At 50.5% G+C, this 14,270-nt stretch carries 16 protein-coding genes; 9 read left to right on the forward strand and 7 right to left on the reverse strand.

The features are described 5' to 3' along the window. From EOS98_RS11770 to hypA, 3 genes are read left to right on the forward strand one after another with little or no spacing between them, the layout of a single operon-like run. Entirely contained in the window at positions 1-1,062 is a 1,062-nt protein-coding gene (locus tag EOS98_RS11770; RefSeq protein WP_126524101.1) for a hydrogenase expression/formation C-terminal domain-containing protein, read from the forward strand. Then, positions 1,050-1,937, forward strand: a complete 888-nt coding sequence (locus EOS98_RS11775; RefSeq protein ID WP_126524100.1) for an ATP/GTP-binding protein — start codon at positions 1,050-1,052, stop codon at positions 1,935-1,937. Before EOS98_RS11770 ends, EOS98_RS11775 begins: the two co-directional genes overlap by 13 nt. Positions 1,938-1,949: 12 nt before the next feature. Continuing rightward, the gene (gene hypA, locus EOS98_RS11780; RefSeq protein WP_000544772.1) at positions 1,950-2,291 is read left to right on the forward strand and encodes a hydrogenase maturation nickel metallochaperone HypA; all 342 of its coding nucleotides are present in this window, start codon (positions 1,950-1,952) and stop codon (positions 2,289-2,291) included. Between the two features lie 129 nt (positions 2,292-2,420). Here the strand turns inward: hypA and ompC are convergent, their stop codons facing one another. Continuing rightward, positions 2,421-3,539, reverse strand: coding sequence for a porin OmpC (gene ompC / locus EOS98_RS11785; RefSeq protein ID WP_000758336.1), 1,119 nt, complete (start codon positions 3,537-3,539; stop codon positions 2,421-2,423). Positions 3,540-4,255: 716 nt separating this feature from the next. Between ompC and EOS98_RS11790 the strand changes: the two genes are divergently transcribed. Then, positions 4,256-4,798, forward strand: coding sequence for a YybH family protein (locus EOS98_RS11790; RefSeq protein WP_047606206.1), 543 nt, complete (start codon positions 4,256-4,258; stop codon positions 4,796-4,798). A gap of 55 nt (positions 4,799-4,853) precedes the next feature. Here EOS98_RS11790 and EOS98_RS11795 read toward each other — a convergent pair whose 3' ends face one another. The 4 genes from EOS98_RS11795 to sad all read right to left on the reverse strand — a co-directional run bounded on the left by EOS98_RS11795 (position 4,854) and on the right by sad (position 8,772). After that, positions 4,854-5,768: a bestrophin family protein gene (locus EOS98_RS11795; RefSeq protein ID WP_268651560.1), complete on the reverse strand. Its 915-nt coding sequence runs from the start codon at positions 5,766-5,768 to the stop codon at positions 4,854-4,856. A 257-nt stretch (positions 5,769-6,025) separates the two neighbouring features. Then, on the reverse strand, positions 6,026-6,385 hold the full coding sequence (locus tag EOS98_RS11800; protein ID WP_000992449.1) for a DUF4186 domain-containing protein: 360 nt from the start codon (positions 6,383-6,385) through the stop codon (positions 6,026-6,028). After that, a complete protein-coding gene (gene glsB, locus EOS98_RS11805) occupies positions 6,385-7,311 on the reverse strand; it encodes a glutaminase B (RefSeq protein ID WP_000090081.1) in 927 nt (308 codons plus the stop codon). Before glsB ends, EOS98_RS11800 begins: the two co-directional genes overlap by 1 nt. Positions 7,312-7,383: 72 nt before the next feature. Beyond that, the gene (gene sad / locus EOS98_RS11810; protein ID WP_126524098.1) at positions 7,384-8,772 is read right to left on the reverse strand and encodes a succinate-semialdehyde dehydrogenase; all 1,389 of its coding nucleotides are present in this window, start codon (positions 8,770-8,772) and stop codon (positions 7,384-7,386) included. Positions 8,773-8,874: 102 nt separating this feature from the next. Here sad and ptrR point away from each other — a divergent pair, with 102 nt between their 5' ends. Continuing rightward, on the forward strand, positions 8,875-9,747 hold the full coding sequence (gene ptrR, locus EOS98_RS11815; protein WP_000366537.1) for a putrescine utilization regulator PtrR: 873 nt from the start codon (positions 8,875-8,877) through the stop codon (positions 9,745-9,747). A 115-nt stretch (positions 9,748-9,862) separates the two neighbouring features. Then, positions 9,863-11,053, forward strand: coding sequence for a sugar transporter (locus tag EOS98_RS11820; protein WP_000154617.1), 1,191 nt, complete (start codon positions 9,863-9,865; stop codon positions 11,051-11,053). A 46-nt stretch (positions 11,054-11,099) separates the two neighbouring features. Here EOS98_RS11820 and EOS98_RS11825 read toward each other — a convergent pair whose 3' ends face one another. After that, entirely contained in the window at positions 11,100-11,765 is a 666-nt protein-coding gene (locus EOS98_RS11825) for a MarC family NAAT transporter (RefSeq protein ID WP_000968968.1), read from the reverse strand. A gap of 258 nt (positions 11,766-12,023) precedes the next feature. On the opposite strand from EOS98_RS11825, the gene marR reads away from it, so the two are divergent. The 3 genes from marR to marB are packed head-to-tail and all read left to right on the forward strand — an operon-like array spanning position 12,024 to position 13,105. Next, positions 12,024-12,458 carry a multiple antibiotic resistance transcriptional regulator MarR gene (marR, locus tag EOS98_RS11830; RefSeq protein ID WP_000843434.1) on the forward strand — a complete coding sequence of 145 codons (435 nt, stop codon included), beginning with the start codon at positions 12,024-12,026 and terminating at the stop codon, positions 12,456-12,458. A gap of 19 nt (positions 12,459-12,477) precedes the next feature. Then, on the forward strand, positions 12,478-12,861 hold the full coding sequence (marA, locus tag EOS98_RS11835; RefSeq protein ID WP_000091194.1) for an MDR efflux pump AcrAB transcriptional activator MarA: 384 nt from the start codon (positions 12,478-12,480) through the stop codon (positions 12,859-12,861). A gap of 28 nt (positions 12,862-12,889) precedes the next feature. Next, positions 12,890-13,105: a multiple antibiotic resistance protein MarB gene (gene marB, locus EOS98_RS11840; protein WP_000783049.1), complete on the forward strand. Its 216-nt coding sequence runs from the start codon at positions 12,890-12,892 to the stop codon at positions 13,103-13,105. 118 nt (positions 13,106-13,223) lie between these two features. Here the strand turns inward: marB and eamA are convergent, their stop codons facing one another. Next, positions 13,224-14,126: an O-acetylserine/cysteine exporter gene (eamA, locus tag EOS98_RS11845; protein WP_000987750.1), complete on the reverse strand. Its 903-nt coding sequence runs from the start codon at positions 14,124-14,126 to the stop codon at positions 13,224-13,226. Between the last annotated feature and the right edge of the window lie 144 nt (positions 14,127-14,270).

Below are 14,270 nucleotides of genomic sequence, written 5' to 3' on the forward strand. Positions count from 1 at the left end.
GTGAATCATTCCAGAACTATTCCAGTCGTTAATATTGCCGGACCAGGCTCGCAGCCAGAAGAGGAAGACTTTAACTTTCTTCCTATCCCCGCCGGCATTAATCTCCCACGGACGCCGGTTTTACCGGAACAGGCGCTGCCCGCTGAGCTTCGTGTTGCCAGACACATCCTGACTACGCTTATTCGCGATATGGATAACCCGGTAGCAACTCTCCCCTTTCCCCTGAGCTATAAGCTGAATGCCACTGAGCAACAGAATAGCGGTTTGTTGGATCAACTGCTCGGCGAAGGTGAAATCTCCGCCCGGGTACTATTATCCGATGGAAAAGAACAGCGTATTCAGGAGACGGTTTTTACGGGCGTCTGGCGTGTACGTGAATATAACGCTGACCAGCAACGGGTTGCCGATGAAATTATCATTGGCCCGATCCCGGAGAGCATCTGGCAGACGCATCCGCAGCCGCCGATTACACCAGAATTGCCGCCACAACCGGCGGGATTGATGAATGGCGCCTTTATCGCGCATGAAATAGCCGAGCGCGTAAAACAGCCGGTAAAAGAGCCGCATATCATTAACTTAACGCTATTGCCAGTAAACGATGCCGATCGCGAGTATCTGGATCATTTTTTAGGCGAAGGCTGTAGCGCTATTTTTTCACGCGGATATGGTAAATGCCGGATTGTAAGCACGCATTTTCCCGGCGTATGGCGGGTCAATTATTTCAATGATATGAACACATTACTGCAAGATATGATTGAGATAGCGGACATTCCTGATATCGCCGTTGCAGGCATCGACGATATCGAAGATGCCTACGCGGGGCTAAAAAATACGTTGGAATGGTTGAAAGAATACCCGGTCACAGAAAATGAGCCAGTGGTGCGCATGGAGTGCAAAGTATGTTGGTGGGTTTACGACCCTGCGCTGGGCGATGATGTATGGCAAATTCCACCCGGCGTGCCCTTCAACCAGTTACCTGATTACTGGTGCTGTCCGGTTTGCGAAACCAGTAAGTCCGGGTTTATGGTGATCGGTGAAGGTAATAATTCGTGCAAAGATTGACCGTCTATTCTCACCCGCTACGGATTACCTGGCAGGAGGCGCCGATCGGTCGTTTGTTACAGGGCGCAACGCCGGTATACGCAAAAACGCTTATTTCACGTTTGTTTACGTTGTGCGCTCAGGCGCACAGCGCGGCGGCGGCTTTACTGTTGTTTCCTGAAGAGAAGCCAGATATGCAGGCCGCACAACAAGAGCTGGCGCGAGAAACGCTCCGTCGCGCGTTGACCGACTGGCTCCCCCTGTTTAGCCACCGACAGGCAACCGCTGAAGAATGGGCGTTGTTACGTCGCGGAGAGTTATCCCCGCTGGCAAGCACAATCTTTTTTGACGATGATCCTCAGACCTGGCTTGCCGCTGGCTTAAAGGGCTGGGAAGCCTGGTTTTTGCAAGAGCGTTCTGAAACCGCCCGCTGGCTGGCGGCAGTACAGAATATCATTACACCTACACTACCGATGGCGTCGTCCCCGGACCATACGTTAATAACCCATGGTCCCCTGGATGTCTCGCCTCTGGCTATCGAATATCCGCTACTGTCAGCCTGTTGTCTTAGCGGAAAAACGACTGCGCTACGTCTGCTGGCCCGCTGCATTACGCTCGCCCGAAGTTTGAGCGCCCTTCCTACCCTGCGCTGGAATCGTTTTGATGATGGCGAATGGAAAATAGCGGTAGTGGAAACCGCGCGAGGATGGTTAGTTCATCAGGCCAGACTGACGACGTCGGGCAATATTCTTGATTACCGTATTATCTCGCCTACCACACGTCACGCCCAATCTGACGGCGTCATTGCTCGCGAACTGGCCACTATTCCACTCTCATTGTGGTCGCAACAGTTACAGGTAATTGATCCTTGTGTCGCCGTAAATATTGTTGAATGAAGGAGCTGGCCCATGCATGAATTAGCCCTGGCGCAAAATATTATCGAATTGCTGGAGGAACAGGCAGTAAATCACCAGTTCAGCAAGGTAAAGCAAGTCTGGCTGGAGATTGGCGTTATGGCCTGTGTTGAGGTGCCGGCGCTGCATTTTGGCCTGGATGTCGCCGCTCGTCATACCCTTGCTGACAATGCGCGTTTCCACATTACTATCGCACCGGCGCAAGGTTGGTGTCTGTCCTGTAATCAACCCTTTACCTCTCAAACATCCACACTCTGTTGTCCCTTTTGTCATTCAGGCAAAGTGCAGATAGATGACAGTAGCAGAATGCGCATTCGCGAGATCGAAGTCGAATAGTCAATAAAAAAGGACGCCAGAAGCGTCCTGAAATAATAAAAGAATAAATTAACAATAATAAAGGTTAAGCAGTGACCCAGTTTTGGGAAAAGGAGGGTATCCCTAAACTGTCTTAATCAGCAAGTTTTATCAAAACTCGTAGACTAAGCCGAGCGCCACGGTGTTGTCTGTATTAGGATTCGATGGGTTGCCATCTTTTAGCAGATTGATTTTGTAGTCAACATACGCGGACATATTTTTATTGAAGTAGTAATAGGAACCCACATCAATATATTTCACAAGGTCGAACGAACCCAGTCCATTAACATCATTGGCTCTGGATTGCAGGAACGCCAGTGATGGGCGTAAGCCATTATCAAATTGATATTGCCCTACCATTTCCCAGTTATCGGTTTTATGTGCAAAGCCGCCCAATGTATCGCCCATATAGGTCATATCATAAGTACGGGTATAGTTTGCCGCCAGGTAAATATTATTGGCATCATACTTCACGCCGCCAGTCCAGGCTTCAGCGCGGTCGCCATTGTCGTATTTATCTTGCGTCATCTGATCAAGCGTGCGTTTGGAACTGGTATAGGCTGCCCCCAGGCTCACCCCCATGCCCAAATCATATGTCGCTGATGCCCCGAAACCATCGCCATTCTGGTACGCGATACTTTTTCTGGCATTATTACTTAAAGGATCGCCTTCTTTCGACAGGCCGTCATTTTTACCCTGATACTGCAACGCAATATTCAGACCATCAACCAGACCAAAGAAATCATTATTGCGATAAGTCAGAACGCCATTCGCGCGTCCGGTCATAAAATTATCGGAAGCTTCATACGAATCATTACCAAATTCAGGCAGTACGTCAGTCCATGAACCGATGTCGTATAACACGCCATAGTTACGACCATAATCAACAGACCCCATATCGGCAAATGCCAAACCAGCAAAACCGAGACGCGTCCAGCTTTGCGGGGAACCGCTGGAGTCACCATCTTCCGGACGATTGGCGTTGACCTGATACTCCCACTGTCCAAAACCGGTTAGTTGATCGGTAATTTGAGTCTCGCCTTTAATACCCATACGGATATAAGATTGATCGCCATCCGTACTATGATTACTGGAAAAATAATGCAGGCCGTCGACCTTGCCATACAAATCCAGTTTATTGCCATCCTTGTTATAGATTTCTGCTGCGTTGGCGGCTCCAGCCATCATCACGGCTGCGGCTACCGCAGATAACACCACTACTTTTTTCATTTTATATGCCTTATTTGTCTTATTTTTGGACTTTCCGCAAAACCTGCTCGCGGAACTGTCCAGGACAATATCACTAACAATTACCGTGCGTTAAGTTTCAAAGTGTAATATTAGCTTGCTATGTATTAGTGATGTTAAAATGCAAGTTAAGCATGACTACATCAATGATATGCCCTGTTTTCTGCTGTAATAACAAGGGGGTTACCAGTAGAGAACTGGCTTACGGTCGGGGATGCCAGGGCGAGAATGGCACTTAACACTCGGCTGGCATTCGTTAAGACGGAATCATAATCAAGTCAGTTGAGGCCACAGCCCTTCTTATTTTTGTGTATAATTTGTTACGTTTACATTTATTTTTAAATTAGCGTTATGAAAATATCAGTACTACTGAAATAGCACTTCTTCGCTTCGTGTATTTTTACTATGGTTAATTATCACATAGCGCAAACGGTCATTTGTGTATCACTATTCATAAGATTAACTATTTACCAGTGGTAATAAACATAAAAGTAAGTCAATGGACAACAACAATACTGAAACTCTAAATGTTGATATTTTGAGTCATGCCGTTACAAACAAATACGATATTCTTAATTGCACTACTCCCTTTTCGGGGTAATTTTATAGAAGGATGTTTTTTATTGTTCGTGAGTCATGCTCCTTTAGTATAAAGGTGAACGTAACAGGAAAGATAAAGCGTCTCAAAAACAGACCATATGGGTATAACTATTATGCAAAAAACGTCACTATTGTTTTCGGCCGCCGCGATAACGTTAACTCTGATGGCGTCATCGGCATCAGCGGCAACGCCAACCGCCGCACAAAATGAAGCTACGTCGACCGTTAAACAAGAAATTACAGAAGGCATTAACCGTTACCTTTATTCAATAGATAAGGCAGACCCAACGTTAGGCAAGCAGCTTTTTTATGTTTCACCGGATACCAGTTTTATTCATCCACGCGGTCACGAACGCGGATGGTCGCAGATCGCTGAAAATTTTTATGGCACCACTATGGGTAAAACCTTCAGCAAACGCACGTTAAAACTGGACGCTCCCCCGGCTATTCATGTGTATGGCAATGCCGCCGTTGCAGAGTTCGACTGGCATTTTACCGCGGTACGCCGTGATAATGGGCAGACTCAACACACGACAGGCCGCGAAAGCCAGGTGTGGGCGAAGATACCAAACACAGGATGGCGAATCGTTCATGTCCACTACTCCGGTCCAGCCAAAACCGGCGTTGGAGAAGGCTATTAAGCTTTGCTCTTCAGGTTATGGCGCAGATGAACATTCTGCGCCAGTTAAGACGAGCTCAGGTCAGTTGATAGTGCTTATCCGGTATCCGTTTTTCCGGAATATCCCTTTCATCATTCATTTGCAGTAAATCGATTTCTATCGCATTGCATATCGCATCCAGCGGTAAATCATTATTTTCAGTACCGAACGGATCTTCCAACTCTTCCGCTAACGCATCCAACGCGATAAACGTATAAGAAATAAGCACCGAAATAAACGGCGTCATATAGTGCAGATCAACCACCAGTGCAAATGGCAACATAATGCAGAAAAGATAAACCGTACGATGCAAAATTAACGTATAGGCAAAAGGCACCGGTGTGTTGGCGATGCGTTCACAGCCGGCCAACACTGACGACATATCATTTAAACGGTTGTTGAGGCTATGAAATAAAATATCGGAAAGCTTTCCGCTGCGGCGGCGAATCGCCAGCCACTCTCCCATCAGCAATAAGATACGGTTAGCGGGGGAATGGGAAACGACAACTTTCTGTAACGCCTCCTGGTCAAGATAGTTGCCCAAAACTTGCGTCTGAGGCTGTCGACGCAATGTCATACGCAAACAGTGGGCAAAAGCGATTTGTAACCGAACAAAATCCTCGATACCGCGTTCATCAGGCAAGGTTGTTTTCACCTCTCGCAGTATTGAGCGTGAAGCGATCATCAACTGCCCCCACAAATGTCGCGCTTCGACGTAACGCGCATAACAGGCATTATTGCGAAACCCAAGAAAAATGGCGATAGCGACGCCCAGTATGCTAAACGGCGCAAGGGTAAACTTAATACCCAGCATTGTGTACCAGGGCAGCATGATAATAACGGCGATAGAAAGAAGAAAGTTAAGGAGCAGTCGTGAAAAGATTTTAGATAACACGGAACCATGCCAGACAAATATCAGGCGAATCCAGTGCTGTTGTGGTCTAACGATCATGATTATCTTCAGCAGGTAAAAAAGCACTGTCATTAAACGTGATCCAGATCAAGGTTGCAAGCTTCTGGTGATACACGGATCCCCTGCCCTGTAGAACATTTTTTTTGCACGATGCTGACAGGTATTGAAAAAAAAACAACCAAATGTATGTTGTAACTAAAAAGACACTTCAGCACATGAGATATATGACGGTCAACGGCTGCTATCAGTGGTATAGGGTGATTTATCGGGGAAAGCGTCAGCAACGACGCGCCGCTCTACCGCTGATTCATTTGTATGACCAGCCAGTAATGGATAACGCTGACAATATACTGTTGCTGCGCTTCGCTCAGCGGTTCTCCCTGAGGTATCTGGTGCCACTTCGCCAGGCACCCGCGACAGCAGGTTGCCGTCGCATGTTGCGCGATAAATACCGGATGGCCCCGCATCGGCGTTTGCTTACCATCATTCGCCGGGTGAGCTGGCGCCAGTCGCTGGGCGATAAAATCGGCGGCGTGTTTATCAATCACCTCCGCGCCTTTATCCCAGCAATATTGTCTTTCTTTTATCCCGAGACGAAAACGCGAACGAAATGTCGATCGCGCCAGGCGGGCAAAGAGCGGTTCAAGCGCATTCATCAGTATACCGAACGTCCTAACGTTTGTGTTAATTGTTCAAGCGCGGCGATACCTGCCAGAGAGTTTCCCGCAGGATCCAGCTCCGGACTCCAGACGGCAATCGCCATTTCATGCGGCACAATGGCGACAATACCGCCGCCCACGCCGGATTTAGCGGGCAATCCCACCCGCCAGGCAAACTCTCCGGCATTCTGATACATCCCGCTGGTCGCCATTAGCGCATTAATTTGCCGGGCCTGCATGGGGGTCACTACCGGCTCGTCGAGATGAAACGCCTCGCCCTGATTCGCCAGAAAGACAAACGTCCTCGCCAGTTCCATGCAACTCATTTTCAACGCACAATAGTGGAAGTAATTTTGCAACACGGTAGGCACATCATGATGAAAATTACCGAATGATTTCATCAGCCAGGCAATAGCGGCGTTACGGGCGGAATGCTCAAATTCAGAGCGCGCGACCGTAGCGTCATACGTAATATCCGATACGCCGCAAAGCGCGCGCACAACTTCCAGCATCCGCTGACGCGGCGCGCTAAGCCGCCCTTGCAACATGTCGCATACCACCAGCGCGCCCGCATTAATAAATGGATTACGCGGGATGCCTTGTTCCATCTCTAACTGAACCAACGAATTGAATGGCGAGCCGGAAGGATCTTTTCCGACGCGCTGCCAGATCTCCTCTTCCGGATAATGACGCATCGCCACCACCAGACTGAGCACTTTCGAAATAGACTGAATAGAGAAGCGTTCGTGCGCATCGCCCGCCTGATAATGCTGCCCGTCCACGGTACAAATCGCTATCCCCAGCTTTGAACCTTCGACGGACGCTAATGCCGGAATATAGTCAGCGACTTTGCCCTGGCCAATGAGGGGGCGAACGCGCTGTAAAATCGTCTCTAAAATTGCATTATCCATGGCCCTGGCCACAACATGCTCCTTGCTCGCAGGTCTGAAAAGGCCTGCGAGTATAGCAGAGGGCGCCACGCGACGTCAGGGCGATTAGACGCGGTTCTTCCAGACGGTCTGCACATTACAAAATTCGTGTAAACCAAAGTGCGAAAGCTCGCGACCGAAGCCGCTTTTCTTCACCCCGCCGAATGCCACACGCGCATCGCTGGCGCTGTACCCATTAATGAATACCCCGCCGCACTCAAGACGCGCCGCCATCTCCGCGGCCAGCGTATCGTCGGCGGTAAAGATCGTCGCCGACAGGCCAAACTCACTGTCATTCGCCAGCGCGAGGGCGTGCGCCGCATCTCTTGCAACGGTAATGGCGGCAACAGGCCCAAAAAGTTCCTGACGAAATGCCGTCATGTCAGGTGTGACATCCGCCAAAACGGTCGCGGCATAATAGTTGCCCTCCCCGGCGATTTTCTCCCCGCCCAACAGTAGCCGTGCGCCTTCGGCGACGGAAGCCTGCACCTGTTGATGGAGTTCATCACGCAAATCAAAGCGCGCCATCGGCCCCAGGTCATTCTCTTCAACCAGAGGATCACCCATCTTTAATGCTGCGGTAGCCGCCACAAAACGATCGGTAAACGCCTGCGCAATGCCCTCTTCGACAATAAAACGTTTGGCGGCGGCGCAGACTTGTCCGGTGTTTTGATAGCGTCCGGCAACTGCGGCTTTTACCGCCAGTTCGAGATCGGCATCATTGAGTACAATAAACGGATCCGAGCCACCCAGTTCCAGTACGCACTTTTTCAGCGCCGCCCCAGCCTGAGCGCCAATCGCCGCGCCGGCGCGCACGCTACCGGTCACCGTCACCGCCGCGATTCGCGGATCGTTAATCATCTGACTCACGCCCTCATTATTGGCGTTCACCCATCCATAGACGCCAGCGGGAGTACCGGCTTCCGTCAAGATTCGGGCTATCATCTGCGCGCACCCCGTGACATTGGGCGCATGTTTTAACAAGTAGCTATTCCCCGCCAACAGTATCGGCACTGCCCCGCGTAACACCTGCCATAAAGGAAAATTCCACGGCATTATCGCCAGGATGACGCCCAGCGGACGGTATTCAATCACCGCCTGCTGATTTTCTACCAGCGTAGGCTCAGGATTCAGCATTGCCGGGCCATGTTCCGCATACCAGTCGCATAACGCGGCGGATTTCGTCACTTCCGCACGCGCCTGCTTTATGGGTTTACCCATTTCACGCGTAATACATTGCGCCATCTCTTCTGCATGAGCGCGAAGCGCCTGACCAATATCGCGTAATGTTTGCGCCCGTTGCGCTACCGATGTCATTTTCCACTTTTTGAAACCGCTCGCCGCCAGACTCAGCGCATGTTCAATCTCTTGCGCGTTAGCCCAGGGCATTGCCGCCAGCGTCTGGCCGGTCGCAGGATTCACGGATAACGCCTGTGTTGCAGTCATCATGGTCATGTTCTTTCTCTCGTTATCAGGGGAGTTGTACCATCATGACGCCCTTTACCCTTTCTGAAAAATGAATAATATTAACCAGACTATTCACGAATTGAGAAAACCATGGACCTGACGCAACTGGAAATGTTTAACGCTGTCGCTCTGACGGGCAGCATTACGCAGGCGGCGGCAAAAGTGCACCGCGTTCCGTCCAACCTGACCACGCGTATCCGCCAGCTTGAAGCCGACCTGGGCGTCTCTCTGTTTATTCGCGAAAACCAGCGGCTCAGGCTGTCACCAGCCGGGCATAACTTTTTACGTTACAGCCAGCAGATCCTGGCGCTGGTCGATGAAGCCCGCATGGTGGTTGCCGGAGAGGAACCGCAAGGACTGTTTTCACTCGGCGCGTTAGAAAGTACTGCCGCCGTACGTATCCCCGCGCTGCTGGCGGGTTATAACCAGCGTTACCCTAAAATTCAGTTCGCGTTAACGACCGGTCCTTCCGGCGCCATGCTGGATGGCGTGCTCGAGGGAAAGCTGAACGCCGCCTTTATTGATGGCCCGCTAATGCATCCGGGGCTGGAAGGTATACCGGCTTACCAGGAAGAGATGATGATCGTCGCGCCACACGGCCATTCCGTCGTTTCGCGGGCCAGCGAGGTGAATGGTTATAACATCTATGCTTTTCGCGCCAACTGTTCTTACCGACGGCATTTCGAAAGCTGGTTTCATGCCGATGGCGCGACCCCCGGTACGATTCACGAAATGGAGTCATATCATGGAATGTTGGCGTGCGTAATTGCCGGCGCAGGTATTGCGCTGATGCCAGCAAGTATGCTCAACAGTATGCCAGGACATCATCAGGTGGAAGCCTGGCCGTTGGCGGAGAAGTGGCGCTGGCTTAACACATGGCTAATGTGGCGGCGCGGGGCGATGACGCGTCAGCTTGAGGCCTTTATCGAGTTACTTAACGCCCAACTGGCGAGCGCCGACTGAAGACGAAACGGCCTGCGAAGTAAATGAGAAGCAGGTCACAAAATGATTGTCTTTTCGCCAGTAAACGTTTTAAGATCGCGGCCTCACCTTCTCGCAACTAACCCGAAATATTTTTATGACAATCAATCCAGTTTCCCGCAAGGTCGCGTGGCTACGGGTAGTTACGCTTGCTATTGCCGCTTTTATTTTCAATACCACAGAATTTGTGCCGGTTGGTTTGCTGTCAGACATTGCTGAAAGCTTTCATATGCAAACCGCGCAGGTCGGCATCATGCTAACCATTTACGCCTGGGTAGTTGCCGTCATGTCGCTGCCTTTTATGCTTCTTACCAGTCAAATGGAGCGCCGTAAGCTACTCATTTGTCTGTTTGTTTTGTTTATTGCCAGCCATGTGCTCTCCTTCCTGGCATGGAACTTTACCGTGCTGGTCATTAGCCGTATTGGTATCGCTTTCGCCCACGCTATTTTCTGGTCGATAACCGCCTCGCTGGCGATCCGCCTGGCCCCTGCCGGGAAACGCGCGCAGGCATTAAGTCTGATAGCGACCGGCACCGCGTTGGCCATGGTGCTTGGGCTGCCGATAGGACGCGTTGTTGGTCAGTATTTTGGCTGGCGCACCACCTTTTTTGCCATCGGCATGGGCGCATTAATTACGCTGCTATGTCTGATTAAGCTTCTACCGAAATTGCCGAGCGAGCATTCCGGCTCACTAAAAAGTTTACCTTTGCTATTCCGACGCCCGGCGCTGATGAGCCTCTATGTACTGACCGTCGTTGTGGTGACTGCGCATTACACAGCTTATAGCTATATTGAACCGTTCGTTCAGAATGTCGCCGGGCTCAGTGCGAATTTTGCTACCGTCCTGTTACTGATCCTCGGCGGCGCCGGGATCATCGGCAGCCTCGTGTTTGGTAAACTGGGTAATCGCCATGCCTCGTCGCTCGTCAGTATCGCTATTGCCCTGCTGGTTGTCTGTCTGCTTCTGCTGCTGCCTGCGGCGGATAGCGAAGCGCATCTGGCCATACTGAGCATTTTCTGGGGCATCGCGATTATGGTGATAGGGCTCGGTATGCAGGTAAAAGTACTGGCGCTGGCCCCGGACGCGACCGATGTCGCAATGGCGCTATTTTCAGGCATCTTTAATATTGGTATTGGCGCTGGCGCGCTGGTAGGTAATCAGGTGAGTTTGCACTGGTCAATGTCGGCCATCGGCTATATTGGCGCCATACCCGCCTGTGCCGCGCTGGTATGGGCTGTGCTCATATTCCGCAAATGGCCAGTGACGCTGGAAGAACAACCGCATTAAGACATTCGTCTGCCGGGAACAGGTTTCCGGCAGACGACAATGCGCCTTAGTGGTACGTTTTAATAATTTCCAACACGCCGTTGATAATAAATTGCACGCCCATACACACCAGCAGGAATCCCATTAAGCGGGAGATCGCTTCAATCCCCCCTTTACCCACCAGCCGCATAATAGCGCCAGAACTGCGTAAGCATCCCCACAGGATCACCGCCACGGCAAGAAAAATAATCGGCGGCGCGACCATAATGACCCAGTCGGGAAACTCGCCGCCATGACGCACCGTGGAAGCGGAACTGATGATCATTGCGATGGTCCCCGGTCCTGCGGTGCTTGGCATAGCCAGTGGAACAAACGCAATATTGGCCGTCGGTTCGTCTGCCAGCTCCTCCGATTTGCTTTTCGCTTCCGGCGACTCATGCGCCTTCTGCTGCGGGAAAAGCATTCTGAAGCCGATAAACGCCACGATTAACCCCCCGGCGATCCGTAGCCCTGGAATCGAAATACCGAAGGTGTTCATAACTAACTGCCCGGCGTAGTACGCCACCATCATAATAGCGAAGACATAAACCGAAGCCATATAGGACTGCCGGTTGCGTTCCGCACTATTCATATTGCCCGCAAGGCCAAGAAACAGCGCCACGGTGGTTAGCGGATTGGCTAACGGGAGCAGTACGACCAGCCCCAATCCAATCGCTTTAAACAAATCCATCATAATACTATCTCTTACCCATCAGCGTTTCATGAACCGGAAGTATAAAGTGAAATTGCCCAGGCGCGCCATTTCGCCAGTGTGCAAATTAATATCCTCTACAACCTATAACCTGTAATTATCAATTAGTTACAAGTTATCACAGCACAATACTCCGGACGCCTTTTAGCAAATCGTGGCATCGGCCAATTCATTTAGTTGACTTATACTTGCCTGAGCAATAGTATCTGACGAAATTAATTACTTGCCGGGGCAACCATTTTGAAAAGCACCAGTGATCTGTTCAATGAAATCATTCCGCTGGGTCGCTTGATCTACATGGTAAATCAAAAAAAAGATCGCCTGTTAAATAACTATTTATCCCCGCTGGATATCACCGCAACACAGTTTAAAGTGCTGTGCTCGATACGCTGCGCGGGATGTATTACCCCGGTTGAACTTAAAAAAGTGCTGTCTGTCGATCTCGGCGCATTGACGCGGATGCTCGACCGCCTGCTGTGCAAAGGCTGGATCGAAAGACTGCCGAATCCTAATGACAAACGCGGCGTACTGGTGAAGCTAACGCCGGACGGCGCGGCAATTTGTGAGCAATGTCATCAACGACCAGGGCAAGACCTGCATCAGGAATTAACAAAAAACTTAACGGCGGACGAAGTGGCAACGCTTGAGTATTTGCTCAAGAAAATTCTGCCGTAGACAAAAAAGAGGTATGACGATGTCCAGACGCAACACTGACGCTATTACTATTCATAGCATTTTGGACTGGATCGAGGATAACCTGGAGTCGCCGCTCTCACTGGAAAAAGTGTCTGAGCGTTCAGGATATTCCAAATGGCACCTGCAACGGATGTTTAAAAAAGAGACCGGTCATTCATTAGGCCAATACATCCGCAGCCGTAAAATGACGGAAATCGCGCAAAAATTAAAAGAGAGCAACGAGCCCATTCTCTATCTGGCGGAACGCTATGGCTTTGAGTCACAGCAAACATTGACCCGGACGTTCAAAAACTATTTTGATGTGCCGCCACACAAATACCGGATCACCAATATGCATGGCGAATCACGGTATATGCTGCCGCTGAACCATGGCAACTACTAGTTTGTTTATGCGCCACGCGAAGAGCACCATGAAAATGCTGTTTCCCGCCCTGCCGGGTCTGTTACTTATCGCCTCCGGATATGGCATTGCAGAACAAACTTTGTTACCTGTGGCGCAAAATAGCCGCGATGTGATGCTGCTGCCCTGTGTAGGCGATCCGCCAAATGACCTTCACCCCGTGAGCGTGAACAGCGATAAGTCAGATGAATTAGGCGTGCCCTATTATAACGACCAACACCTTTAACCTCTTTGCCCCGTTTTGCGGGGCATTTTTTTAGTACCGTCTGGCGATGACAAGTCCGTCGCTATTACCTTGCGGCATGGTCTAAAATTAGCGTTTGTCTTCTTAGTAACATAATGCCTCATCCCCTGACGCGCGCAGTACGGCGCACACGAAATCCAAACACATTGATATAGAGTCCAGCCATAATCAGTACTGCGCCCGCAAGCTGCATCCCGGTCAACGTTTCCCCGAGTAACACCGCGGCGCTCGCCAGCCCGACTACCGGCACCAGCAATGATAACGGCGCCACGCGCCAGGTCTCATAGCGCCCCAGTAACGCGCCCCAGATGCCGTAGCCAAGTATAGTGGCGACAAAAGCCAGATAAAGCAGCGACAATATCGTCGTCATATCGATGGTAATAAGGCTTTGCGTAATGTGATCCGCCCCCTCCAGTAGCAGCGATGACAGCAGGAACGGCAGGATCGGGATCAGCGCGCTCCAGACCACCAGCGACATCACCGCCGGGCGCGGACTATGTTGCATAATTTTTTTATTAAAGATATTGCCGCAGGCCCAGCTAAATGCCGCCGCCAGAGTCAGCATAAATCCCGACATCGCTATATGCTGTCCGTTGAGACTGGCTTCAATCAATACCAGTACACCTATAATCGCCAGGGCGATCCCCGCCAACTGCTTACGTTGTAACCGCTCGCTAAAAACAAACGCCCCCAATGCCATGGTAAAAAAGGCCTGCGCCTGTAATACCAACGACGCCAGTCCTGCGGGCATACCAAACTTTATCGCGCAAAAGAGAAAGGCGAACTGCCCAAAGCTTATCGTCAGCCCATAGCCCAGCAACAGCGTAAGCGGGACTTTAGGCCGGGCGACAAAGAAAATTGCCGGAAACGCCACCAGTAAAAATCGTAATCCTGCCAGCAATAATGGCGGCATATGGTGCAGGCCTACTTTGATGACAACAAAATTGAGCCCCCATACGACAACCACCAGTAACGCCAAAAAACCGTCTTTACGCGACATCATCGGCCCCTGTCATTATTAAAATTTTGTAAAAAGGTAAGTTATCGGAAATCAGTGCGCCATAACAGGACTTTTCTTTTTACCGTGAGCATGGCATTGAACAACACACGATGGGCAAAATCCTGCGTTATGGTATGTTAAGACTAC

Origin of the sequence: Salmonella sp. SSDFZ69, from assembly GCF_004010755.1 — a bacterium.
GTDB classification, from domain to species: Bacteria; Pseudomonadota; Gammaproteobacteria; order Enterobacterales; family Enterobacteriaceae; genus Salmonella; species Salmonella enterica.

Coding starts and splice junctions, on each gene's coding strand:
- EOS98_RS11825 (WP_000968968.1), bottom strand. CDS start 11,765: ATGATGGATTTGTTTAAAGCGATTGGATTGGGGCTGGTCGTACTGCTC.
- sad (WP_126524098.1), bottom strand. CDS start 8,772: ATGACCATGATGACTGCAACACAGGCGTTATCCGTGAATCCTGCGACC.
- hypA (WP_000544772.1), top strand. CDS start 1,950: ATGCATGAATTAGCCCTGGCGCAAAATATTATCGAATTGCTGGAGGAA.
- eamA (WP_000987750.1), bottom strand. CDS start 14,126: ATGATGTCGCGTAAAGACGGTTTTTTGGCGTTACTGGTGGTTGTCGTA.
- EOS98_RS11795 (WP_268651560.1), bottom strand. CDS start 5,768: ATGATCGTTAGACCACAACAGCACTGGATTCGCCTGATATTTGTCTGG.
- marB (WP_000783049.1), top strand. CDS start 12,890: ATGAAAATGCTGTTTCCCGCCCTGCCGGGTCTGTTACTTATCGCCTCC.
- ompC (WP_000758336.1), bottom strand. CDS start 3,539: ATGAAAAAAGTAGTGGTGTTATCTGCGGTAGCCGCAGCCGTGATGATG.
- EOS98_RS11820 (WP_000154617.1), top strand. CDS start 9,863: ATGACAATCAATCCAGTTTCCCGCAAGGTCGCGTGGCTACGGGTAGTT.
- EOS98_RS11790 (WP_047606206.1), top strand. CDS start 4,256: ATGGGTATAACTATTATGCAAAAAACGTCACTATTGTTTTCGGCCGCC.
- marA (WP_000091194.1), top strand. CDS start 12,478: ATGTCCAGACGCAACACTGACGCTATTACTATTCATAGCATTTTGGAC.
- EOS98_RS11800 (WP_000992449.1), bottom strand. CDS start 6,385: ATGAATGCGCTTGAACCGCTCTTTGCCCGCCTGGCGCGATCGACATTT.
- ptrR (WP_000366537.1), top strand. CDS start 8,875: ATGGACCTGACGCAACTGGAAATGTTTAACGCTGTCGCTCTGACGGGC.